Genomic DNA, 22,362 nt, shown 5'->3' on the forward strand with positions numbered 1-22,362 from the left:
CACCGGAATCGGTGCTCGACATGCCCGGAATGCCTGCTCGGCATCCCCGGAACGGCTGCTCACCTTGCTCCGGAATCGCTGCTCACCTTGGCCCGGAATCGGTGCTCGGCTTGCCCCGGAACACGCACTCGAAGTCGTAGCGGGCCCACGCAGGCAACTGGCTGTAGGGGACGCGTCCCGCCATGTCCTCGTAAGTGGCATGCCCGCCAGCGGCCCCCAGCAACATCATCGAGGCCCCGAAGATGGACCGTATGGACCGTCCGGAGTCACCCTGCTGGATGCCGTGCCAGAGCTGGCCCGCGCCCTCTCCGAAGCCACGCTGACGAGCGTCTCGCGGCCCGCGCGACCGTCCTCGCCGCCGCCTTCGCCGCGCACCCCGAGCGCTTCTCCCACGGCCCACCGAAGCCGCAGGCCCTTCCGAACGCCGTCTGGATCAACAACCCCGCGCGGCTTGCCTCTTCACATCAGGCTGCGCAGTAATCTCTCGAATCCACTGTCTCATTCACGTTGACAGGTTCCGCAGCCTCGACCTCCTAAACCATCCGAACTAAGTTTTTTCAGGGGAAGCATCGCCGCTCATCCGCGGGAGTGCGGAGGAGCGGCGCGATGGCCCAGGCAAGGCGCAGAAGGAACTCCTGCGCGTGCTGAGGAGCCAAACTCCCTCATTCACAGCCCGCGGCCACGAACCGGCAGGGAGCAGGGGATTGGGAGGGTTAGGCGTTGACCGCGCGCAGTGCTGCCTCAGCAGCCTCGGCCAGCGTCGTCCCGCATGCCATCTCTTGGATCTGCTCGCGGTCCTGTGCCTGGTAGAAGCCAACCCGCCAGTTGTGCGTGAATCTCATGATCGTCAGGTGTCCGTCGAAGCGTGCCTTCGCAACGGCCACCAAGCGCTCCATCATGTCAATGTCTTCGTCGTTCATGTCAGTTTCTTCCTCTGGGCTTCGGGGTTTAAGTAGACGCTAAGCCATCCGAACTAAGTTTTTCAGGGGTAGCATCGCCGCTCGTCTGCGTGAGTGCGGAGGAGCGGCGCGATGGCCCAGGCAAGGCGCAGTCTGACGCTGACGCAGGCGGAGCGGAAGGGACTCCTGTGCGTCCTGAGGAGCCAAACGGAAGCAGGCGTTGCGCTCCGGGCGACCATCGTGCTGCTGAGCGCCCAGGGGCTGAGCGTAGCAAGCATTTCTCGAGCACTTGGGATGACCCCGCGCACGGTGCACGGCTGTCGCCATCGCTGGCGTGCCCATCACGTCCTCCGCTGACGTCTACCTCCTTCGGGGTATTGCCCTGGCCATGCCCGACGCCTGCTGCGGTCGGAGGATGCCCTCCATGCGGATGCGGCTGACGCAGGATGTGGAGCAGAATGCCGACGGCCGGCGGGAGCTGACGGTGGAGGCCTACGTCCATGAGCGGCGGGGCGGCGTCGCTGAGCTCCAGCCTGTGGGCGCTGAGTGGTGCGTGCGGTGGCTGCATGGGACGACGGATCTCAACCGCCAGGGCAACGGCACGGCCGTGGCGCGGGTGACGGCGCCAGGCCTATTCAGCGTGCGGAGCGTCGCGAGTGCCCGGCGTGCCCGGGACGCCTACGTCGAGGTGACGGGGCTGGATGGCGATGGATCCCTCTGTGCCCCCGTTTGGGGGGCACCCGCTTTGCAGTATCAGAAGCAAGTCCTTCACGGACTTATTGATGGAATCCTTGAGCTTCTGGCTGACGTTGGAGACATTCAGGCGTCGGTAGACTGCATCCGTGAGCCAGCGGGAATCTAGCTGCGAGGCCATGAGTCCTTGTTCGCAGACTTCGTATCGCAGAGAATTAATGAGCTGTTGTTCCCGGAGCTGTCGAAGCCCCTGTTTCGTCCACGCGGAGAGCGCAGGCTCCTGCGCAGTTGGCAGAACTGACTCTGCGAGCGTGGGAGGGCGACCCTCTAGGAAGTTATCCAGATCCTCCTGGGGGATGTCGAGCAGCCTGCCCGGCTCAGTCGACTCATGACGTCGGTTCATCATCTGGTCGCGCAGGAGGTCCTGAAGCTCGCGGATGTTGCCTGGCCACGCATACCGAAGTTCAACAAGGCGCTGGAGGGTGGCCTCTGAAACCCCTACGAAGCCAAACCCCCGTGATGGGTTCAGGGCGTCACGCATCCCCTGGGTGACGAGATGCTCGGCAAGAAATGCAATCTCGCTACGTCGATCCCGGAGCGGGGGGAGCTCCAGGACCATCGGGAACCGATCTATGAAGTCCGCCCTGGCCTCTCCGTTAGCGCGTGCAAGGTCAAGGCTCTTTCGGCTGGGAAACCTGTTGCTCGCTGCGACTATGTGCGTGTCTTCCAAGCGCTCCTCGGGTCCTCCCACCTGGGCGAAAGTCCTCTGCTGAAGCAGACGGAGCATCTTCGGGAGGACGGCTGGCGGAGCCTCGAATAATTCATCTAGGAAGAGAACTTTGCCGCGGGCGCGCTGGACATACCCCTGGCTACCATCCTTGGATACGTTCGAGATGCCCTGTCCTCCCTTAACGCCAAAGAGAAGAGCGTCTGCGACTTCATTCGTGAGGTTGGCGCAATTCGCGGGAACGCAGTCCTTTTCCAGAGTGAGCGCTACGGCGCTCGCGACCATTTCTTTGCCGGTGCCTGGCTCTCCTATGATGAGAATGTTCGAGACTCCCGTCTCGCAAGCATTGAGAATGTCCCAGTAGAGGCCTAGCGTAGAAGGCGAAGAAAACACCGCATTGGACGGCAGCTTCACAGCTCCCTTCATTTGCATCTCGAAATGAATTTCGCTTGCGAGCAGCTTCCCTGCTGGTGTGTCCCACGGACGTCCGTGCATTTGGGATTTCAGTTGATGGTACTTTCGCCGCAATCCCCCCCAGCCCCCTGTGGATGGAGATGGCAGAGCGCGTAGCTCCGCCCGCGCGAAGGGATCCCTCGGACTCACGGCTCAGGCCTTCTTCCGGCGCTTGCCGACGGACGCCGCCGGCGTATTGTTTGACGCGAGCGCCGGGGGGGGCTGAAGGCCAAAGCGGGCCTGCCTTTCCGCCATCTCCGCTACCAGGAGTTCGCTCGCGATCCGTTGATAGCTGGGAACGAGTCGTTTGCTCCGCCGATCCTCTGCCATGGACAGGACTTGGAGCATATTCTGGACGTCGTAGGCGGCGGCCGTGGGCTTGGAGAAAATGGTGCTCACCTGGTCAATGAGTCTACACAGGTGCTGGAGGTCCGTCCGGTAGCTATAGATGGCGGCATCCAGGTGCTGCTGGTACTCCAGGGTTGTGGGCCGGCCGATCTTCTCCTTCAACTCATCCCCGTTCTCGATCAACGAGGCGCTTCCTATGAGGCCGCCTAGCAGGCCTCCGATGACTGCGGCGCCCGCGAGCATCAGCCCGACCGGGGGCAAGGCCGCCGATAGCAACGCCGCGCTGGCAGCCGCTCCGGCGCCCATGGTGCCGCCCAGCGTCGCGGAAGCCCAGTCGAAGAAGGGGTTGGTGGGCTCCAGCAGTCGGAGGAAGCGGTTCGCTAGGGTCACGGAGATCGGACTGGAGACGTCCTGTTGGAGCGCCTCCGCTAGCTCGCGGTTGATTCTCGCTCCGATCTCCTGGAGTCGTTCCGCGAAGCGTTGGTGAAACCGCGCTCGAAAGGTGTCGAGCAACTGGCGCTGGGACGCAGGGAGCCTGACCTTCAACTCTCGGCACGTTTCGTCCATGAAGATTGGCAGGTCCGTGGTCAGCAGCGCACCCGACTCCAGGATGACCGCATCCAGCCGTGTCCTAATTCGCTGGACGGTCGTGGACTTGACCTGCAACAACTCACGCATCTCAAGTAACTGCTGGAGGTGGACAATCATGTTCTGCCACGCCTCCAGGGCCTCTTTCAGCCGCTCCTTTTGATGGTGGTACACCACGTCTGCCAGATGTTGCGTCAGCGCCGACAGGCTTGCCGCATCGCCGTTGGAGACAGGAAGGACCTTCAAGGCGCGTCCGGGAAGAGCCTGATCTAACATTTCGCGGACGTAGCGTTCCACTGATGCCAGTTCCCCGGAGGGGAGCTGGTCGATACGGGTCAGCGCGACACAAAGATTATTCCCTTTGAAAATCTTCCCCACCTCCCGGAGTTGGGTGAGGTCGCTCAGTGTAAGGGGTTGGAGGGCGGAGGTTGCCAGAATGCAGATGTCCGCGATGTCTCGCGCTTGAAGCCTCAGTGGCGCCTGTCGCTGCATGTCGGCGTTGACGCCCGGTGTGTCCAACCAGTGCCACCCGTGAGCCGTCAGCTTGGGTGAATCCAGGACGACGTGGCGGGCCGTAGAGTTCTTGTCGGTGATGAGCTTCTTGAAGGTCGCTGTGGAGTAGGGCTCCTCGACAAATCCGGCGGCGGTACGCATGAAGCAGGCCTCCCGCGCGCTTCGGCGCAGAAGGACGGGGACCAGGGTTGTGGGGGTCACGCCGGTAGGCAGATAACGGGTGCCTGTCGCCGCGTTGATGAGTGCGCTCTTGCCGGCGGAGTACGCGCCTGTCACGGCCACGATGGGCACGGCAATCCGGTCCAAGTCAAAGCGAGTGGATTCCAACTCCGAGCCAAACGGAATCTGACCTAGCAGTTCCTTGCGGTCAGCAGCCAGTTCGGAGGCGACTTTACGCTGTGCGGCAATCTCCTTGACGTACTTCACGTGACCTCCATGCAGCGTCCACCGGCTTCCAGTGCAAACCCGAAACCATGTTGCCGCAGGCCCTAATGGCACGACCACACTACGGCTCTTCGGTAGTCCAGGTATCCAAAAATCAGGATATCAGGATTATCGATCAGAAAAATCTGATTTCTAGCCCGAAATTCGTCTCCTAGAGCGGCCGTTCAGAGGAGCGCACCCTTTGGCATGCCGGCTGCTTTGTGCGCCCGGCAACAGGAGGCACGACGACCGGGCATGGCGCCTGGTGGGTGCCCCTTCAGGGGAACAAGCCAATGTCTGCTTTGAAAGAGCCCTTTGTGCTGGTGGAGAAGTTCGACGCAGGAGGGCTGGGAGAGTTGTTCCGGTGTCGTGATGCGAACCAGGTGGCTTTCGCCGCCAAGTTCCCCAAGGACATGAGCCCGGAGGCTCAACAGATGCTCCTGGACGAGGAGCGTCGGCTTATGCGCCACCAGGGGGCCAACGTCGTCCGGTATCTGCAGTCGGTCCGGCATCCGGATGGCCGCCGAGGCTTCGCGATGGAGATGATGGATGGCTCCTTGGCGGCGCTGGTGTCCAGAGAGGGGGCTATCGAGCCGCGTCGAGCGCTTGGCCTCTTCCGGCAGATGGTCCGCGGCTTGGCGGAGGTGCATGCGTCGGCGCACGGTGCGTTCCACGGAGACATCAAGCTGGCCAACGTGCTGCTGCGAGGTGAGGCCGCAAAGCTGGCGGACTTCGGACTGGCGCGAGGAGGAGTCGGCCAGACCATGCAGTTCGGAGCACATAGGGGAGGAACGCCCGGTTATATGCCCCCCGAGGGGATGACGTCGCCGCGAGGAGATGTCTACTCCGCAGGTGTGGTGCTTTGGGGAATGCTCTCCGGGCGCGAACCTCATGCCGTCGAGGGTCCCACTCCGCGACTTCCGCTTCGTCCTAAGCTTTTCGAACTGCTGGAGGACATGCTGAATCGTGACGCGAATCGGCGACCGTCTCTCCCCCAGGTGCTTCAGCGACTTGAGGCGGTCGAGGCAGAGTACGGGCTCCTGGTGCGGGTGACGGCCTCGGCACCGCAGTCTCAGGGGACCGGTTTGGGTGGTGTCCTCATGGGGACGGCTTTTGTCGCGGGTGCGGCGTGGCTCCTCTCTTCGCTTCTGGGCGGTGGCAAAGAGTGGGATCCGCAGGTGGGGCGCTTTCGCGGGGCGGATGGCCGCTTCAAGCCTGCGGGTTGAGCGTGCAGCAAGGCATGCCCGGGCGCAGGCGCGCCGAGTCTCCATACCCCCGACAGTCGAGTGGTCGATAGGTGGTGAGCATTGGGGCTGTGGCTGCTCTGGGCCTGCGTCCCCCACACTCACCGCTGACGCCTACCTCCCTTGGGGGATTGCCCCGCCCGTGCGCCCGACGCCCACTGCTGTCGGAGGAGGCCCTTCATTCGGATGCGGCTGACGCGGATGTGGAGCAGGAGGACGACGGGCGGCGGGAGCTGACGGTGGAGGTCTTCGTCCACGAGCGGCGGGGCGGCGTTGCCGAGCTCCGGCCCGCGGGTGCTGAGTGGCGCATGCGGTGGCTGCATGGGACGGCGGACTTCAACCGCCAGTGTTGCCGAGCACGCTTTTTGATGGTTCCACGGCGTTCCACGGACCGGCTCGTTGATGGGCACCTCCAGCAAGCGCGCGAAACCACTGGAGTCCATCACGAGCGCGCGCGGCCGGGTGTCACCGCCGATGATGGCCTCTTCTTGAGGCGATTCCCCTTGGGGAATCGACGGTTGCAGCTTGAGCCGGAGCACGAGGCGGCTCAAGGCTGCCCGGAGGGCACCGCCGCCAGGCGGCCGTAGGGCCTTGAACCGACTCGGGATTCCGGCGTCCATCATCCAGCCGGCTCACCCGGCCATCAACCAGCTCGCCTCGCAACATGAATGCCCCGGCGAAGGGAGCAAAGGAGACACGTCTGACGTTCAGCCCGGTACCTGCCGGCCATGCGCCGCTGCTCAGGGGTGAGGGGAAGAGGTGCCGGACGCCCGGCCTCGGCTCGGTCGTCGTCAGCTCACCGGGTGGGAACAGGTTCCGGAGAACCCGCGTCCTGCCATGCGGGTGGCAGGAACGGAGAGGGACCATCGCTCAGCGAGTCCGCGGAGGAGGCGCCGGGTTCTCCGGGCGTGGAGTTCACACCGGCATCCGCGCCAGGGATTGTCACGTCGGCTTCACCATCCATCACTCGACGCAGGATCCGGCCGTCCCGGTGGATGGCGTAGCTCGCGCCTGAATCCAGCGCGGGCTGCGTGCGACCACAGGCCTTGGGGTCCTCGTCGATGCGGATGAAGAAGAGGTCGCCCTGTCTCAACACCCGGTACCGCTGGGACTCCCGCCGGCTTCCACACGGCAGGGGCTTGTCCTGGGGAGGGAGCAGGTCCTCCGTGGCCACGAAGAGCGCCCGCAGGGTGTCACCGTCCAGTTCATACACCGTGCCCTCCGCGCCCAGCAAGACGGCGGGCTGCGCGAAGAACGGTGGGAAGACGATGGAGGGGTCTTCCTGGATCCTCGCAGGAAGGGTCGCGGAAGGCCGCAGGCAGCTCGCGAGCAGGAAGGCGAACACCAGGGGGGTGGAGAGCCTCTTCATGCATCGCTCCTGGCAGGGCGCGGACGGGTGAACACTCTATTTCTCATCGATCCGGTAGTGCTCTTCATCCTGCCAGGTGACCGTGCCCAGCAACTCCTGACGCCAGCCGCTGGAGGCATCTCCGGTCCACTTCTTCAGCTCGCCCGTCACGGGGATGTACTGGAAGAAACCATCGCAGGACGGATGCTCCAGGTCGTTGGAGTTCGAGAAGAACGCGACAACGGACAGGGGAACCTTCTTCCCGCGCACCTGCACGACCCACTCATGGGTCCGTCCCATGGAGGTGATCATCCGGAGATCTCCGTCCGAGAGACGCCCCGCGTAGGGATGGTTGTGCAGGGCAAAGACGTACTTGAGACTCCCGGGCGGGAAGCGCGCATCATCGACTGTCGCGGGCAGCAGACAGCTTCTCCTGCGGTCCAGGTCATCCTGGGCTGACTGGTCCGTCAGCATGCTCATCTCGTACTTGCCGGCCGGCGTGTAATACAGCCAGGCGCAGTACTCCTTCGAGATGCGCCAGCGGAGCTCGAAGTCCTGGGTTCCTGGGCGCCCTGCGGTCGCGTGGGGCTTGGAGAGGATCAGGGGGCATGCGGCGATCAAGGCATCCGAGAACGTGTCGAATGGCCCGAAGCCGGGCATGGGCCCAGGCAGGCTTTGAAGCGGCGCTCCGGGACTGCCTCGGACGACCCCCGGGGTGGGCCGGGGTGCCGAGCACGCCAGCCCCACCAGCAACAGCGGCAGTCGCATCGCCTGCTGACGCACGGACATGCGGCCATCGTATCCGGTCCCAGCTAGGCTCGCGCGCACCATGCCGGCCTCCCTGCTCGAAGTCTTCCTCGACCATGCCCGTCACGCGCCCGCGCGCCCGCTGCTCTCCTTCGAGCACACCACCTTCACGCGGGGACAGGTCGCGGCGCGCGTCACCGCGTTCGCTCGCGGCCTCAAGGCCCGGGGCCTCGTCCCCGGGGACCGCGTGGCCCTCTTCCTGGAGAACAGCGACGCGTTCGTCGTCACCTGGCTCGGCATCCAGGCCGCGGGCTGCGTCGCCGTGCTCGTCAACACCGCCTACCGCCAGGTGGAGCTGGCCCACATCCTCTCCGACGCCGAGGTGAAGGTCTGCGTCACCGGCACCTCCGGTGCCTCCGAACTCGCCCCCCTGCGCGACCAGCTCCCCACCCTGCAATGGCTCATCACCGTGGAGCCTCCGCCCCCGGCGCTTCCCTTCACGTCCGTGCCCTTCGACACCGTGCTCGCCGAAGGCGCCGCGTCCACCGTCCCCCTGCCCCTGCCCGGCGCGGAGGACCTCGCGGTGCTCGGCTACACGTCCGGCACCACCGGCCGCTCCAAGGGCGCCATGCTCCAGCACCGCCAGTTGCTCGCCAACGTGCGCGCCGTCACCGAAGCGTGGCGGTGGACCGACGCGGATCGCCTCCTCCTCACCCTCCCGCTCTTCCACACCCACGGCCTCATGGTCGGCCTGCATGGCACCCTGTTCACCGGCGCCAGCGTGGACCTGCGCCGCCGCTTCGTCGCGGGCGAGGCGCTCGCGTCCCTCCACGACGACGCGTCCCTCACCCTCTTCTTCGGCGTGCCCACCATGTACGGCCGCCTGCTGGAGGAGTCCCGCCGCACCGGCGTGAAGCCCCGCGCCCTGCGCCTGTGGGTGTCCGGATCCGCGCCGCTCAGCCCCCAGCTGTGCCAGGACATCCAGGCCTGCTTCGGCGCCCGCATCCTGGAGCGCTACGGCATGACCGAAACCCTCATGAACACCACCCAGCCCTACGAAGGCGAGCGCCGCCCCGGCACCGTGGGCATGCCCTTCCCCGGCCAGGAGGCCCGCGTCGTGGACGTGCGCACGCGCAAGCCCCTGCCCTCCGGCGAGACGGGCGAAATCGAGGTGCGCGGGCCCCACGTCTTCACCGGCTACTGGCGCCGCCCCGACGCCACCGCCGAGGCCTTCGACGCCGACGGCTGGTTCCGCACCGGCGACCTCGGCGAGTACGACCCGGACGGCTTCCTGCGCATCACCGGCCGCGCCCGCGAGCTCATCATCAGCGGCGGCTTCAACATCTACCCCCGCGAGGTCGAAGAGGTCCTCGCCACCCACCCCGCCGTCGCCGAGGCCGCCGTGCTCGGCCTGCCCGACCCCGACTTCGGCGAGCAGGTCGTCGCCGCCGTCGTCGTCCGCGCCGTCCACACCGAAAGCGCCCGGGAGGACCCCCAGGCGCTCACCCAGGCCCTGGTCGACTGGTGCCGGGAACGGCTGGCCGCCTTCAAGAAGCCGCGCCGCGTCGTCTTCGTGGACGCCCTGCCCCGCAACGCCCTGGGCAAGGTGCAGAAACACGTCCTCAAGGAGCGCCTGCTCACACCCTGAGCGTACCTGTACCGCCATCCACTGGACAAAACCCACACCGGCCCCTGGCCGAAGTGACGAGGCGACCTACCTTCTCCAGCAGATGCCGCCGGAGCCCTCACGTCATGACCACCCGTCCCACCCACCGTCTGCCGCACCCCTGCGCCTCCTGCCTGGAGGGGAGCCGGCGCGGCAGGAGTGTGAAGGTGAAGGCCGGGGACGCATGAAGCGGCTGCTCATCGTGGACGACGAGCTGGCCATCGTAGAGGCGCTCCAGGACATCCTGTCCCTGGAGGGCTACGACATCGTCACCGCCTACAACGGCGACGAGGGCCTCCAACGGCTCATGGCCTCGAAGCCCGACCTCGTCCTGTTGGATTTGATGATGCCGGTGATGGACGGCGGCGAATTGCTGCGCCGCATCCGCGCCCATCCCGACCTGTGCGACCTGCCCGTGGTGGTGATGAGCGCGGGCCGCCTCACCGACGAGGAGCGCCGCGACAGCTCCCACTTCCTCGCCAAGCCCTTCGAGCTGGAGGACCTGCTGGGCACCATCGCCCGGCAGCTCCCGGCCGACGGCGCCCGCGTCTGAGCAGCTCGGAGCTCAGCTCGGAGTTCAGCCCGGCGTCGCGCGGAAGAGGATGTCCCGGTAGTACTGCAGCTCCGTGAGGCTGGAGCGCAGGTCCGCGAGCGCGGTGTGCCCGCTGGGCGGCTTGCGCGGCTCCACCAGCGCCGGGTACCACGCGCGCACCAGCACCTTCAGGCTCGTCACGTCCACCATGCGGTAGTGCAGGTAGCGGTCCAGCATGGGCATGTGGCTGATGAGGAAGCGCCGGTCGGTGTGGATGGAGTTGCCCGCGAGGATGCCCTCGCCCAGTTCGCAGTGGTCCGCGATGAAGGCCGTCGCCTCGCGCTCCGCCACGCGCAGGGACACGTTCGAGGAGCGCACCTTCTCGGTGAGGCCGTTCTTCGTGTGCATGTCGCGCACGACGGGCTCCATGCGCTGGAGCATCTCCTCCGGCTGCCAGATGACCCGCTCGAACTCCGCGATGGGCCGCAGGTCCGGGCCGGTGATGATGATGCCCACCTCGATGATGCCGCAGGACTCGGGGTCCAGTCCGGTCATCTCCAGGTCGAGCCAGACAAGGCGGGTCTCACGGGCCATGTACGAAAATCCTGATCGCGAAGGGGGAAGGAACGCTCCCTATACCAGCCCGAGGCCCTGGAGCACTCACTCCGTGGAGGAATCGTCCCATCGCGTCAGCACGTCCACCCGGGATTCGAGCGTGCGGTGCACCGGGCACAGGTCCGCGATGTGGAAGAGCCGGGAGCGCTGTGCGTCCGTCAGGGGCCCCTCCAGCCGGACGAACCGCTCCAGCCGGTCCACGCGCCCCACCCGCGACTCGCACTCCGCGCAATCCTTCGCATGCACCGTGTCGTGGTTCAGCCGCACGCGCACGTCCGTGAGCGGCCAGCCATGCCGGTCCGCGTACATCCGCACCGTCATCGACGTGCACGCCCCCAGCGCCGCGGCCAGCAACCCATAGGGCGAGGGCCCCGAATCCTGCCCCCCCAACGCCTGCGGCTCGTCCGCGCGCAGCCGGTGCGTGCCCACGCGGATGTCCTGGGCGAGCCCTCCCTCGAATGCCCCGCGCACCTCCACCTGTCCCTCCGGGAGCGGCTCCTCGCGCTCGCGCAGGGGCGCCACGTGCCGCGCGGCCCACGGGCCCAGCAGGTCCGCGGCGTAGACCGCGTCCGCCGGGCGGGAGAGGAAGTGATCCGCTCCGTCCAGCATCACCAGGCTCGCGGGCCGCCGCGCGCGCCCCAGCAACCCACGCACGCGCTCCAGCCCCACGTACCGGTCCTCCGGCGCCTGCATCACCAGGAGCGCGCCCCCAAAGGCCTCCAGCGCCCGCGCCACCGCCTCCGGTTCGATGGCCCGCAGGAAGTCCCGCCGCAGGCGCAGCCGGCCGGGGCCCAGCGCCAGGTCGCTGGACTCCGCGTCGCGCTCACCGGGCGGCAGCAGCATCCGCACGGTGTCCGCGCCCACGGGGGCGTTCACCAGCGCCACCGCCGTGACGTCCGGCAGCCGGGACAGCGCGGCCATCACCGCCGTGCCCCCGATGCTGTGCCCCACGAGGAGCTGGGGCACCGGCGCGCGCTGTGAGAGCCACGCGGACGCGGCCACCACCGTGTCCACGCTCGGCACCGTGTCCGGGGGGCCTTCCGCGCTCCCACCTCCCGGGCCCCGCGTGAAGTCCAGGCGCAGGACCGCGAAGCCCCGCGACACCAGCGCGCGCGCCAGCCGCTCCGGCCCGGGCGAGTGGCCCACGCAGGCGAAGCACGACACCAGCACCGCGCTCGCGGCCGGGGCGCCCGAGGGCAGCTCCAGCCGTCCGCCGCCCCCCGGGAAGGCCACCGCCCGGGTCGGCATCTAGAGGTCCACCAGCGCCTCGGCCGTCCACACCCCGCCCGGTCCCTGGCGCACGGACACGTGGGTGAGCGACGCGCCCGTCACCGGGACATGCAGGCCGTGGCGCTCGGCGCCCGCGCGCTCGCCGAAGCCGTGACCGAAGAGGTTCAGCCCGTCCAGGCGCACCGCGAAGCACTGGAAGCGCAGGCGCCGTCCGGCCATGGCGCCCACCACCGCGCGCAGCCAGTCCGCGAGCAGCTCGTCATGGTCCACGGACTGACACGACACCTCCAGCTCCTCGTGCGCCTCCACGCTCTGGGGGTCGGTGACCAGCGCGGACAGCCCCAGCGCCGCCATCTCGAAGGCCTGCTCCAGGGAGCGGCCCACGCCCCGCACCCCGAGCTGCTCGTCGCGCGTGAAGTGCTCCCAGTGGGTCCGGGGCTTGCCTTCCGCATGCACCACTTCGGCTTCCATAGGTCCTCCCGCTCGTTCCGGTTCACATCGCGTCTTTCAGAACCACCAACCGCCCCCCATGTCCGGCGTCGGCGCGGCCCCTCCGCTCCGCCCCGGGGCCGCCTCCCGGGCGCGCGCGAGCCATCGCCGCAGCTCGTCCTCCGTCAGCGCCGGGAAGGTGCCGTAGGCCTCCGCCACCTCGCGCATCCCGGCGTCCAGCGTCAGCGTGTGCACCGCGTCCGCGCGGCCCCGGATGAGCTCCAGCGCGCGGGGCGTCGCCACCCCCACCGCCACGATGCGCTGGCGCGCCCCCAGCTGCCGCAGCGCCAGGAGCGCCGCGGCCACGGTGGAGCCCGTCACCATCCCGTCATCCACCAGCAGCACGGTGCGACCGCGCACGGCGGGGGTCGGTCCGCCGCGCAGCTGCCGGGCCTGCCGCTCCACGTCCTCCATCTCGTCGCGCACGAAGGCCTGGAGCGCGGCCCCGGACAGGGGCGACTGGGGCGCGGCGGGGACCTCCAGGTACATCCCGCCGCCCTCGGTCACCGCGCCCAGCGTCAGCCGACGGCCGGGGACGGACACCCGCACCCTGCGCGCCACCCACAGGTCCAGCGGGGCATCCAGCGCGCGCGCCACCTCGAACGCCACGCGCAGCCCCCCACGCGCCACCCCCAGCACGCACACATCTCCAGAGCGGTAGGGTGCCAGCACCCCTGCGAGCTTCTGCCCCGCGTCTGCCCTGTCCCGAAAACGCATTGTTGGATGGCCTCTCACGCAAGGTGCGCGTCCTCATGAAACGTGGCGGCGAAGACACGACCAGCGGCTCTCCTGCCGGGATGCCCGGGAGGCCAGGGCACCGCGAGGGAAAGCCGCGCTAGGGTGGAGGCCCATGATGGAACCCGCCCTCGTCGTCGGCAGTGCCAGTCCCCACCTCGGCCGTGCGCTCGCCCAGGCGTTCGGCGTCGACCCGGTGGCCACGAAGATGGAGCGCTTCCCGGACGGGGAGCTGCACATCGAGGTGCCCCCGGAGGCCATCCGGGGTCGCCGCGTCGTCGTCCTCCAGACCTCCACCCCGCCCGTGGGGGAGCACCTGCTGGAGCTGCTCCTGCTCGCGGACGCGTGCTGGCGCGCGGGCGCGGCGTCGCTGGAGGCGGTGATTCCCTACGTGGGCTACGCACGCCAGGACCGGCGGGCCCGGGCTGGCGAGCCCCTGGGCGGACGGCTGGTGGCAGACCTGCTCTCCCACGGCCGCTTCGAGCGCGTCTTCACCGTGGACCTGCACAACCCGGCCCTCGAGGGCTGCTTCGGCGCGCCGCTGGAGCACCTGTCCGCGCTGCCGCTGCTCGCCGAGGCGCTGCGCCCCTACGTCTCCGACACCTCCGTGGTGGTGGCGCCGGACCTGGGCGCGGTGAAGCGCGCGGAGGCGCTGGCGAAGCTGCTCGGCCGCCCGTGGGCGGTGGTGCACAAGGCGCGGCTGAGCGGCAACGACGTGGAGACGCTGGGCCTGCTGGGCCAGGTGCGCGGCATGCGGCCCATCCTGGTGGACGACATGATCTCCACCGGCGGCACCCTGGCGGCGGCGGCGAAGGAGCTGCGGGGCGAGGGCTGCGTGGACGACTTCATCCTCGCCACCACGCACGCGCTGCTGGTGGGCCCCGCGCTGGAGCGGCTGCACGGCGTGCCCGTCAAGCGGCTGGTGAGCACGGACAGTGTGGAGCCCCGACAGGGCCTGCCCTTTCCCCACCAGGTGGTGACGCTGGCCCCGCTGCTCTTGCGCGCACTGAGGCCCGACGCGCGTTAGTGTGCCCGGCCATGTCCGACACGCTTCTGACGCAGCTCGACGCAGGGGTCTTCTCCGTCACCTTCAACCGGCCGGAGAAGAAGAACGCCTTCACCCACGCCATGTACGAGGCCGCGACCGCCGCCCTCCAGGAGGCGGACCGCCGGGACGACGTCCGGGTGGTGCTCCTGTCCGGCGCGGGCGGCGCGTTCACCGCGGGCAACGACATTGGCGACTTCGTGGAGCACCCGCCCGCGGGCGAGGACAGCGCGGTGTTCCGCTACCTGCGCGCCCTCTCCAGCATGGAGAAGCCGGTGCTGGCCGCGGTGGAGGGGGCGGCGGTGGGCATCGGCACCACCATGCTCCTGCACTGTGACTACGTGGTGGCCGGGGAGAAGGCGCGCTTCAGCATGCCCTTCGTCAACCTGGGCCTGTGCGCCGAAGGCGCCAGCAGCCTGCTCTTGCCGCGCATGGCGGGGTTCGCGCTCGCGTCGGAGCTCTTGATGTTCGGCGACCCGTTCAACGCGGAGACCGCGCTGCGCGCCGGCATCATCAACAAGGCCGTCCCGGAGGCGCAGCTGAAGGAGGTCGCCACCGAGCGCGCCCGCTCGCTCGCCGCGCGCCCCATGGAGGCGCTGAAGGTGACCAAGCGCCTCATCCGCGGCCCCCTGCGGGAGCAGGTGCAGGAGACCCTCAAGCGCGAAGGCGTGGAGTTCATCCAGCGCCTCCACTCCGACGAGGCCCGCGAAGCCCTCATGTCCTTCATGACGCGCGGCCGGAAGTAGTCCCCGGCCGCGCCAGCCCTCTCAATGCCAGACGCGGGTTAGCGGGGCGCGGGCGGTGCCGGGAGCGGCTTCGCGGGAGTCCCGGACAGGAACGACTGGAGGCTCGCGCCCTGGGCCTCCTTCAGCGCGATGCACTGGTCCACGTTCTCCAGCATCCGCTGGAAGTGGCGCTCGCTCCCCGGGATCTTCTGGCTGCGAGGCCCGAAGAAGGCCTCCAGGTCCTGGCGCTGGGCGGCGTCACAGGCGCCCATGCCCATCATGGGCAGCCGGCTGTCCATGCCCTCCGGCAACAGGCCGGGCCTGGCCTCGGTGCCCACCAGCGTGTCGTAGTGGTTCTTCACGAAGTCGTAGGCCACGGCGCGGCTGCTCGCGTGCCGCGAGGCCCCGAAGAGCAGCCACAGGTTCTCCCGGATGTCCTGCTGCGGGTCGAGCAGCAGCTTCAGGTTCTCCTGCACCTGCTGCGTGTCCCGGAAGTTGGACAGGCCGCCCAGCATCATCTGCCGCTGGAAGCGGTCCTTCTCCGTGCGCAGCGCCTCGCGCAGCTTCGTCCCGAACGCGGGGTCGTGCTTCGCGGCGATGGCGAGCACCGGATCCACCACCTCCACGCTCACCGAGCGCCGGTCCTTCAGCCACTGGTCCGCCAGCGCGCGGGCCTCGGCGATGAGCTTCGGGTCCTCGCCCTCATTGCCGGCCAGCTCCAACAGCCGCGGACGCATGAGCCGCGTGTCCTCGCTCTCCCCCGGGCGGGGCTTGAAGCCCAGCTTGCGCGCGCGTGCGCCGAAGGTGTCGCGGATGAAGCGGGTGCGCTCCGGCAGCTGGGCCTCGGTCAGCATGCGCGGCGCCACCAGCTCCAGGAGTTCCAGCCCGGCCCCCAGCACCTGCCGGTCCGGATCCTCCGCGACGCGCGTCAAGAGCGACAGCGCGTCCGCCGCGGGCAGCGCCCCGGCCTGGGCCAGCGCCAGCGCGTCACCCAGCAGCACCACGCGCTCGGCGCGCGACAGCTTCATCAGGCCCGTCTTCATCAGCTTCGCGCGCGTGTCCTCGGCCAGCCGCACGCGGTAGTAGCCCGCGCCGTCCGCGTTGGGGAACACCCACGCGGGGCACGTCTTCGTCTCCGGCAGCGGCAGCTCCGCCTTCGCCTCCGTCATCAGCGTGCACGCGGTGACGTCCTTGCCCGAGGAGCCCGGGTACTTCACGCACACCGGCACCTTCCACAGCTGCGGCGCGGGCGGCGTGGAGCCCAGGCGCACGTAGCGCTGCTGCGAGAGGCCCACGCGCGGCTTGCCCCCGTCACACAGGAGCGTCGCGGTGATGAAGGGCGCGCCCGTCTGGTCCAGGAAGCTGTTCATCACGGAGGCCACGTCCTTGCCGGACTCGGCGGCCAGCGCCTCCAGGAAGTCCTTCGCGGTGGCGTTGCGGCCCGCGTGCGCCTTCAGGTAGCGCTGGATGCCCTTCTGGAGGACGTCCTGGCCCAGCCACGCCTCCGTCATCCCCAGCACCGCGCTGCCCTTGGCGTAGGTGATGCCGTCAAAGGCGTTCTGGATGTCGCCCGAGTCACGGATGGGCTGACGGATGAAGCGCGCGGACACGGCGCTGTCGGCGTCCAGCGCATCGTTGCGCTCCTGCACGCGCTCCACCGCCGCGTCCCACGTGGGCTGCCACGACTCCACGATGCGCGCCTCCATCCACGACGCGAACGATTCGTTGAGCCACAGGTCGTCCCACCACGCCATCGTCACCAGGTCGCCGAACCACTGGTGCGCCAGCTCGTGCACCTGCACCGTCGCGAACGCGCGCTGGCGGCGCACCGAGTCCTCCTCCGGCTTCGCCAGGATGAGGCGCGTGTTGAAGGTGACGAGGCCCGGGTTCTCCATCGCGCCGCCCAGGAGCGGCACGGCGAGCACGTCCAGCTTCTCGAACGCGTACGGGATGCCGAAGTACGCCTCCAGGCGCTCCAGGATGTCCGGCGTCACCTTCGCGGCCCACGCGCCCTCGCTGGCCCGGCCGCGCGGGGTGATGATGCGCGTCTTCACCTGCTTCTGCCCCGCATCGCGCGCGGGCAGGAAGTCGAACGGCCCCACGCCGAAGGCGATGAGGTAGCTGGGCAGGGGCTGCGTGGGCGCGAAGCGGAAGATGCGCCAGCCCTGCGCGCCGGCCTCTTCCGCGAGCTGCGGCGTGTTGGTGACGGCCACGTTGCCTTCGGGCACGTGGAAGGTGAGCTGCCAGGGCACCTTGAAGCCGGGCTCGTCGAAGGACGGGAACACGCGGCGGGCGCCCAGCGGCTCGAGCTGCGTGTAGACGTACCAGTCCCCGCCCTCGTTGACGCGGAAGGCGCCGGAGGTCTCACGCTCGGACGCGGTGCCCGTATAGACGATGTGCAGCTTCGCGCCGCCCACGACCAGGGGCTTCTCCAGCGACAGGCCGAGGAAGTCCTCGCCCGCGGAGGACGGCTTCACCGGCTGCGTGATGCCTCCCTGCTCCAGGGTGGCCTCCTTCACGATGAGGCCCTTGCCGTGCAGCCACACCACCTGCGTGGGATTCTTCACATCCAGGGCGATGTCCACGGTGCCTTCGAAGGTCGCGGCCTTCGGATCCACCTTCAACACGATGGCGTAGTTCGTGGGGCGCACGTCGTCCGGCAGCCGCAGCGCGGGCGGCGTGGGCGCGGCCTGCGCGGCGGACGCGGAGACGGGCGGCGTTTCGACAGCACCGGGAGCGGGAGCGGCGCCCTGTCGGGCACCGCATGCCGCGAGGAAGGTGGCGGCGGCGAGGGCCACCGGACGGAGCAGGTTGGGCATGGCCGCGCAGTGTGTCGTAAGAGCGGGCAGGCAAGGTAGCGCCGTGCAAGCGGTGGGTGGCCTTGCTGTCAGGTCGTGTTCGGGGTGGAGTGCGCCGCCGTGTCCGCCCCTGTCTCCGCGCATCCGCCCCCATCGCAAATGAACACCCCGCCCGAAGGAAAGAAGCCTCCGGAGCACCTGCGCCGCATCATCGGCGAGCCGCCCGGTCCCATCGTGGGGTTGCTGACGCGCGGCGTCTGGGCGCTGCTCACGGCGCTGTCCCCCGCGGCCCGTGACGCGCTGGCGCGCTTCGTGGGGAACCTGGCCTACACGCTGGGCATCCGCCGCAAGGTGGCGCTGGACAACCTGGCGCATGCGATGCCGGAGAAGAGCGAGGCGGAGCGTCGCGCCATCGCGCGTGGCGCGTACATCACCATGGCGCGCGTGGTGGTGGAGTCCCTGCCCGGGGGCGACCGGATGGCGCCGGACTGGGACCGTCAGGGCATCGAGGGCGAGGAGGCGTGGGCGGCGCTCAAGGCGCACGTGGCCACGGGCAAGGGCGTGCTGCTGGCGACGGCGCACTTCGGCAACTGGGAGCTGGTGGGGCAGATGCTCATCCGCCTGGGCGTGCCGCTCAACGCGCTGGTGCGGCCGCTCAAGGGCGCGCTCAACACGCGCATCGCGGAGAACCGGCTGGGCGCGGGCGCGGGGCTCATCTATCCCAAGGGCGCCATCCAGGAGATCACCGACGCGGTGAACCGGGGCGAGTCCGCGTTCATGCTGCTGGACCAGGCGCTGCCCGCGAAGTCCGCGGTGTTCGTGCCCTTCTTCGGACGGCTCGCGTCCACCACGCCCGCGATGGCGGTGGCCGCCGAGCGCACGGGCGCGCCGGTGTTCGTGGTGATGGGCGTGCGTCCGCCCGGCCCTGGCGCGCGCTTCCGGCTGGAGGTGGAAGGCCCCATCCCCGCGCCCAAGCCCGGTGAGTTCGCGGACCCCATCACGGAGCACACCGCCCGCGTGACAGCAGCGCTGGAGCGCGCCATCGGCCGCAACCCGGAGCAGTGGCTGTGGCTGCACCGCCGCTGGAAGGTGCAGCCGCCCGCGACGCTGGTGACGGCGCCGTCGCCCGGCCTGACGTCGGGACCGGCGCCGGACTCAGCCCCCAAGGCGTGACGCCGTGACGCCGTGGCGCCTACTCCACGACGACGCGGCGCAGGTGCGCGCCCAGTCGGGTGACCAGCTCGTAGTGGATGGTCTGGGCCCAGCCGGCCAGGGACTCGGCGGACACGGACTCCTCACCGTCGCGGCCCAGGAGCGTGGCCGTCACCGGGCGCTCATCCGACGTGGCGTGCGTCACGTCCACCATCAGGTGGTTCATCATCACGCGGCCCAGCACCGCGCACCGCCGCCCGTTCACCAGCACGTGCGCCTTGCCGGACGCGAGCCGCGGATAGCCGTCGTAGTAGCCCACCGGCAGCACCGCGAGCCGCGTGGGCTCCGAGCAGCGGTACGTGCAGCCGTAGCCCACGTAGCTGCCCGCGGGCAGCCACTTCACCACCTGGCTCTTGCACCGCCACGACAGCACCGGCTTGAGCACCGGCAGCGTGCCCAGCACCAGCCGCGCCGACAGCCGCGTCTCCGGTGAGGGCCACAGGCCATAGAGGGAGATGCCCACCCGCGAGGACTCGTAGCGCGCGCGGGGCAGCACCAGCGCGGCGGCGCTCGCGGCGATGTGGCGCTGCAACGGCTTGCCGGGCTTGAGCTGTTCGGTCAGCCGCGCGATGCCGGCCTCGAACGCGTCCAGCTGCGCGAGCGCGTACGCCTGCTCCGTCACGTCCTCCGTGTTGGCGAAGTGGCTGAGCACGCCCACGGTGTCGAACACGTCCGCCGCGTCCGCGAGGAAGCGCGTCTCTTTCGGGAGCTGATCCAACGTGAAGCCCTCGCGGCCCAGGCCCGTGTCCACGTGGACGTGCACGCGCAGGGGGCGCGGCAGCTTCGCGGCGCGCAAGCCCGGCACCGCGTCCGCCCAGGAGCTGTCGGCCACCACCACGTCGATGCCCTGGCGCGCCAGCACCACGGCCTCCTCGGGGGCCACCGCGCCCAGCACCAGCACCTGCCGGGGGGGCAGGCCGTGCGCGGCCTCGTACGCGCGCACCGTGAGCGCGTCCTGGGGGGCGATGAAGTAGAGGACGTCCACGCCCGCGTGCACCAGGGGCAGCACCTGCGCGAGCCCGTGGCCGTAGGCGTTGCCCTTGAGCACCACGCCCAGCGCCCGGGGCGTCGGGCCTGACGACTCCAGCGCGCGGAAGGCCGCCACGTTGTGCTGGAGGTGGGACGCGCTCAGCTCCAACCACGAGGAGTACACCGCGTCACCAGGCCCGCCACCGACTTGCTGCTCCACGTGCACACCTCCACACCGTCCCGCATCACCGGGCCCGCATCACCGGGCCCGCATCACCGGGCCCGCGTTGCCCTCTACCAGCAAAGCGCGGGCCATGGGGGAGCGTGGCCGGGGAGCCACGGGGGCCGGCACGCCCGTCGGCCGGGCAGGAGGCGAAGGGGGCTGCCTTCGCGGCGCTGTGGGCCGTGCGGGGGTCGACAGGGAGGGGGCGCGAGCGTGTGCCGGGGGACATCCGACCGGCGGGAAACCGGCTTCAACGTGGGGGGTCGTTCGGCGAGCTGACAGTGGCCGGTGCTAATGTGCTGGGTCGTGGCCTCTCCGGATCTGCCCCTAGCCCAGGCGTTCATGACCGCCCGAGGAAGCACGGAGCCGGCCAGTGCGCTGCCCGTCCTCCAGGAGCGGCTGGCGGCGGCGCTGGACGCGGCCCGCCAGGCCTGGCCCGGGGTGTCGCTGGAGGGCCCGCGCTTCGCGGCGCACCTGGCGCGGCTGGTGCCCGCGGACGGCGACGAGGCGGCGTGGGGCAAGCTGCACATGGTGGACGTGTACCTGGCGCGGGCGGCGGCGGACGGGCTGCCGTCGGCGCTGGCGACGTTCGAGGCGCGGCTGATGCCGGAGGTGGACGCGGCGGTGTCGCGGCTGAAGCTGCCGGCGGCGGGGCTGGACGAGGTCCGCCAGCTGTTGCGGCAGCGGATGCTGGTGGGCAGCGCGGACGCGCCGGCGCGGCTGGCGGCGTACCCGGGCACGGGGCCGCTGGCGGGCTGGGTGCGCGCGGCGGCGCTGTGGCTGGCGCTGGACTGGCAGCGGCAGCGCTCGGGGCAGGCGCAGTCGGAGGACGGCGACCTGTCGATGCTGGTGGCGCCCGGGGACGACCCGGAGCTGGCGTACCTGAAGCAGACGTACCGGGCGGAGTTCAGCGCGTCGTTCACGGCGGCGCTGGCGGCGTTGTCGGCGCGGCAGCGCAACTTCCTGCGCTTGAAGTACCTGGACGGGCTGGGCATCGACCAGTTGGGGGCGCTGTACGGCGTCCACCGCTCCACGGCGGCGCGCTGGGTGGTGGGGGCGCAGGAGGAGCTGCTGGACGGGACGCGGCAGCGGCTGACGGAGCGGCTGCGGCTGACGCGCTCACAGCTGGACAGCGTGCTGCGGCTCATCTCCAGCCAGCTGGACGTGAGCCTGAGCCGGCTGTTGCGCACCCACTCCGAGTAACGCACCGCGCGACCCCTCCCCTGCCCGGGAGCCTCCCGAGAATCCGGGCGAGGTGGACACGGGCAGTGCGTTAAGAGGGAGAGAGATGCGAACGCTCTTCATCGGGGATGTACACGGCTGTGCGAGCGAGCTGGACGCGCTGCTGAAGGCATGTGACTGGACGCCGGGGGACCGGGTGGTGCTGGTGGGGGACCTGGTGGCGAAGGGGCCGGACTCGGCGGGCGTGGTGCGAAGGGCGAGGGAGCACGGCTTCCGCGCGGTGAAGGGCAACCACGACGCGCACGTGTTGCGCTGGCACGCGGGCAAGGCGGCCAAGGGCAAGAAGCTGAAGCCGGAGCACCGGCAGGTGTTGGACACGCTGGCGGCGGAGGACTGGGCGTACCTGGAAGGGCTGCCCACCTACGAGCACTTCGCGGACCTGAACGTGGTCGCGGTGCACGCGGGGCTGGTGCCGGGGGTGCCGCTCGCGGAGCAGAAGGAGGAGTTCCTCCTGAACATGCGCAGCATCGCGGCGGACGGAACGCCGTCGAAGCGGCTGGAGGCGGGAGAGCCCTGGGGCAGCCTGTGGACGGGCCCGGAGCTGGTGGTCTTCGGCCACGACGCGATGCGAGGCCTGCAAAGGCATCCGTTCGCGCTGGGGTTGGACTCCGGCTGTGTGTACGGAGGGAAGCTCACCGCGTATGTGCTGCCGGAAGGGAAGTTCTACTCCGTCACGGCAGCCCGCGCGTACATGGCGCTGTGAGCGGCGTTACACCGGCGTGAAGCGCGCGCCGGTGGCGCCATGGCCTCCAGACACCCGACCTCAGTACGGCAGGGCCTCGCCCCGCGCCTGGACGGAGGCCACCAGGCCCTGGCGCGCGGAGCCATACAGCCCCGCGTCCAGCGCACCGGCGCCGGTGTCCAGCAACCACAACTCCAGCGCCCCCACGCCCCCCCC

21 protein-coding genes are annotated in these 22,362 nt (G+C 69.5%); 9 read left to right on the forward strand and 12 right to left on the reverse strand.

The window, feature by feature from the left end; genetic code table 11:
* Nucleotides 1-713: 713 nt before the first annotated feature.
* Complete coding sequence (locus D7X12_RS22110) at nucleotides 714-920, reverse strand: hypothetical protein (RefSeq protein ID WP_120627266.1); 207 nt, start codon at nucleotides 918-920, stop codon at nucleotides 714-716.
* A gap of 111 nt (nucleotides 921-1,031) precedes the next feature.
* Between D7X12_RS22110 and D7X12_RS45385 the strand changes: the two genes are divergently transcribed.
* Nucleotides 1,032-1,256: a helix-turn-helix domain-containing protein gene (locus tag D7X12_RS45385; RefSeq protein WP_120627267.1), complete on the forward strand. Its 225-nt coding sequence runs from the start codon at nucleotides 1,032-1,034 to the stop codon at nucleotides 1,254-1,256.
* Between the two features lie 274 nt (nucleotides 1,257-1,530).
* Here the strand turns inward: D7X12_RS45385 and D7X12_RS22125 are convergent, their stop codons facing one another.
* Both D7X12_RS22125 and D7X12_RS22130 read right to left on the reverse strand, forming a co-directional pair.
* Nucleotides 1,531-2,745, reverse strand: coding sequence for a sigma 54-interacting transcriptional regulator (locus D7X12_RS22125; protein WP_158620097.1), 1,215 nt, complete (start codon nucleotides 2,743-2,745; stop codon nucleotides 1,531-1,533).
* Nucleotides 2,746-2,925: 180 nt separating this feature from the next.
* Nucleotides 2,926-4,647 (reverse strand): dynamin family protein, encoded by a 1,722-nt coding sequence (locus D7X12_RS22130; RefSeq protein ID WP_158620098.1) that lies wholly within the window; start codon nucleotides 4,645-4,647, stop codon nucleotides 2,926-2,928.
* A 290-nt stretch (nucleotides 4,648-4,937) separates the two neighbouring features.
* Between D7X12_RS22130 and D7X12_RS22135 the strand changes: the two genes are divergently transcribed.
* Entirely contained in the window at nucleotides 4,938-5,870 is a 933-nt protein-coding gene (locus D7X12_RS22135; protein ID WP_120627270.1) for a serine/threonine-protein kinase, read from the forward strand.
* Between the two features lie 119 nt (nucleotides 5,871-5,989).
* Here D7X12_RS22135 and D7X12_RS43480 read toward each other — a convergent pair whose 3' ends face one another.
* The 3 genes from D7X12_RS43480 to D7X12_RS22150 all read right to left on the reverse strand — a co-directional run bounded on the left by D7X12_RS43480 (nucleotide 5,990) and on the right by D7X12_RS22150 (nucleotide 8,025).
* The gene (locus D7X12_RS43480) at nucleotides 5,990-6,427 is read right to left on the reverse strand and encodes a hypothetical protein (protein ID WP_167509028.1); all 438 of its coding nucleotides are present in this window, start codon (nucleotides 6,425-6,427) and stop codon (nucleotides 5,990-5,992) included.
* Nucleotides 6,428-6,684: 257 nt separating this feature from the next.
* Complete coding sequence (locus D7X12_RS22145; RefSeq protein WP_120627272.1) at nucleotides 6,685-7,257, reverse strand: hypothetical protein; 573 nt, start codon at nucleotides 7,255-7,257, stop codon at nucleotides 6,685-6,687.
* A gap of 36 nt (nucleotides 7,258-7,293) precedes the next feature.
* Nucleotides 7,294-8,025, reverse strand: coding sequence for a hypothetical protein (locus D7X12_RS22150; RefSeq protein WP_244224715.1), 732 nt, complete (start codon nucleotides 8,023-8,025; stop codon nucleotides 7,294-7,296).
* A 40-nt stretch (nucleotides 8,026-8,065) separates the two neighbouring features.
* On the opposite strand from D7X12_RS22150, the gene D7X12_RS22155 reads away from it, so the two are divergent.
* Together D7X12_RS22155 and D7X12_RS22160 are read left to right on the forward strand one after the other, a co-directional pair.
* Nucleotides 8,066-9,631 (forward strand): class I adenylate-forming enzyme family protein, encoded by a 1,566-nt coding sequence (locus D7X12_RS22155; protein ID WP_120627274.1) that lies wholly within the window; start codon nucleotides 8,066-8,068, stop codon nucleotides 9,629-9,631.
* A 202-nt stretch (nucleotides 9,632-9,833) separates the two neighbouring features.
* Nucleotides 9,834-10,202, forward strand: a complete 369-nt coding sequence (locus D7X12_RS22160) for a response regulator (protein ID WP_120627275.1) — start codon at nucleotides 9,834-9,836, stop codon at nucleotides 10,200-10,202.
* A gap of 24 nt (nucleotides 10,203-10,226) precedes the next feature.
* Here the strand turns inward: D7X12_RS22160 and orn are convergent, their stop codons facing one another.
* The 4 genes from orn to D7X12_RS22180 all read right to left on the reverse strand — a co-directional run bounded on the left by orn (nucleotide 10,227) and on the right by D7X12_RS22180 (nucleotide 13,187).
* Complete coding sequence (gene orn / locus D7X12_RS22165; RefSeq protein ID WP_120613203.1) at nucleotides 10,227-10,775, reverse strand: oligoribonuclease; 549 nt, start codon at nucleotides 10,773-10,775, stop codon at nucleotides 10,227-10,229.
* Nucleotides 10,776-10,841: 66 nt separating this feature from the next.
* A complete protein-coding gene (locus tag D7X12_RS22170; RefSeq protein ID WP_120627276.1) occupies nucleotides 10,842-12,044 on the reverse strand; it encodes a bifunctional alpha/beta hydrolase/OsmC family protein in 1,203 nt (400 codons plus the stop codon).
* Nucleotides 12,045-12,497 (reverse strand): archease, encoded by a 453-nt coding sequence (locus tag D7X12_RS22175; RefSeq protein ID WP_120627277.1) that lies wholly within the window; start codon nucleotides 12,495-12,497, stop codon nucleotides 12,045-12,047. It abuts the gene before it with no gap.
* A gap of 36 nt (nucleotides 12,498-12,533) precedes the next feature.
* Nucleotides 12,534-13,187 carry a phosphoribosyltransferase gene (locus D7X12_RS22180; protein WP_244224716.1) on the reverse strand — a complete coding sequence of 218 codons (654 nt, stop codon included), beginning with the start codon at nucleotides 13,185-13,187 and terminating at the stop codon, nucleotides 12,534-12,536.
* 181 nt (nucleotides 13,188-13,368) lie between these two features.
* Here D7X12_RS22180 and D7X12_RS22185 point away from each other — a divergent pair, with 181 nt between their 5' ends.
* Together D7X12_RS22185 and D7X12_RS22190 are read left to right on the forward strand one after the other, a co-directional pair.
* Complete coding sequence (locus D7X12_RS22185) at nucleotides 13,369-14,277, forward strand: ribose-phosphate diphosphokinase (RefSeq protein ID WP_120627285.1); 909 nt, start codon at nucleotides 13,369-13,371, stop codon at nucleotides 14,275-14,277.
* 11 nt (nucleotides 14,278-14,288) lie between these two features.
* Entirely contained in the window at nucleotides 14,289-15,041 is a 753-nt protein-coding gene (locus D7X12_RS22190) for an enoyl-CoA hydratase (protein WP_120627279.1), read from the forward strand.
* Nucleotides 15,042-15,079: 38 nt separating this feature from the next.
* Here D7X12_RS22190 and D7X12_RS22195 read toward each other — a convergent pair whose 3' ends face one another.
* A complete protein-coding gene (locus tag D7X12_RS22195) occupies nucleotides 15,080-17,839 on the reverse strand; it encodes a M1 family metallopeptidase (protein WP_120627280.1) in 2,760 nt (919 codons plus the stop codon).
* 138 nt (nucleotides 17,840-17,977) lie between these two features.
* Between D7X12_RS22195 and D7X12_RS22200 the strand changes: the two genes are divergently transcribed.
* The gene (locus tag D7X12_RS22200) at nucleotides 17,978-18,991 is read left to right on the forward strand and encodes a lysophospholipid acyltransferase family protein (RefSeq protein ID WP_120627281.1); all 1,014 of its coding nucleotides are present in this window, start codon (nucleotides 17,978-17,980) and stop codon (nucleotides 18,989-18,991) included.
* A 19-nt stretch (nucleotides 18,992-19,010) separates the two neighbouring features.
* Here D7X12_RS22200 and alr read toward each other — a convergent pair whose 3' ends face one another.
* Entirely contained in the window at nucleotides 19,011-20,219 is a 1,209-nt protein-coding gene (alr, locus tag D7X12_RS22205; RefSeq protein ID WP_208719212.1) for an alanine racemase, read from the reverse strand.
* A 345-nt stretch (nucleotides 20,220-20,564) separates the two neighbouring features.
* Between alr and D7X12_RS22210 the strand changes: the two genes are divergently transcribed.
* Entirely contained in the window at nucleotides 20,565-21,425 is an 861-nt protein-coding gene (locus D7X12_RS22210; protein ID WP_120627283.1) for a transcriptional regulator, read from the forward strand.
* A gap of 85 nt (nucleotides 21,426-21,510) precedes the next feature.
* A complete protein-coding gene (locus D7X12_RS22215) occupies nucleotides 21,511-22,167 on the forward strand; it encodes a metallophosphoesterase (protein ID WP_120627284.1) in 657 nt (218 codons plus the stop codon).
* Nucleotides 22,168-22,362: the final 195 nt, after the last annotated feature.

This window comes from Corallococcus sicarius (assembly GCF_003611735.1).
Taxonomy (GTDB): Bacteria; Myxococcota; Myxococcia; order Myxococcales; family Myxococcaceae; genus Corallococcus; species Corallococcus sicarius.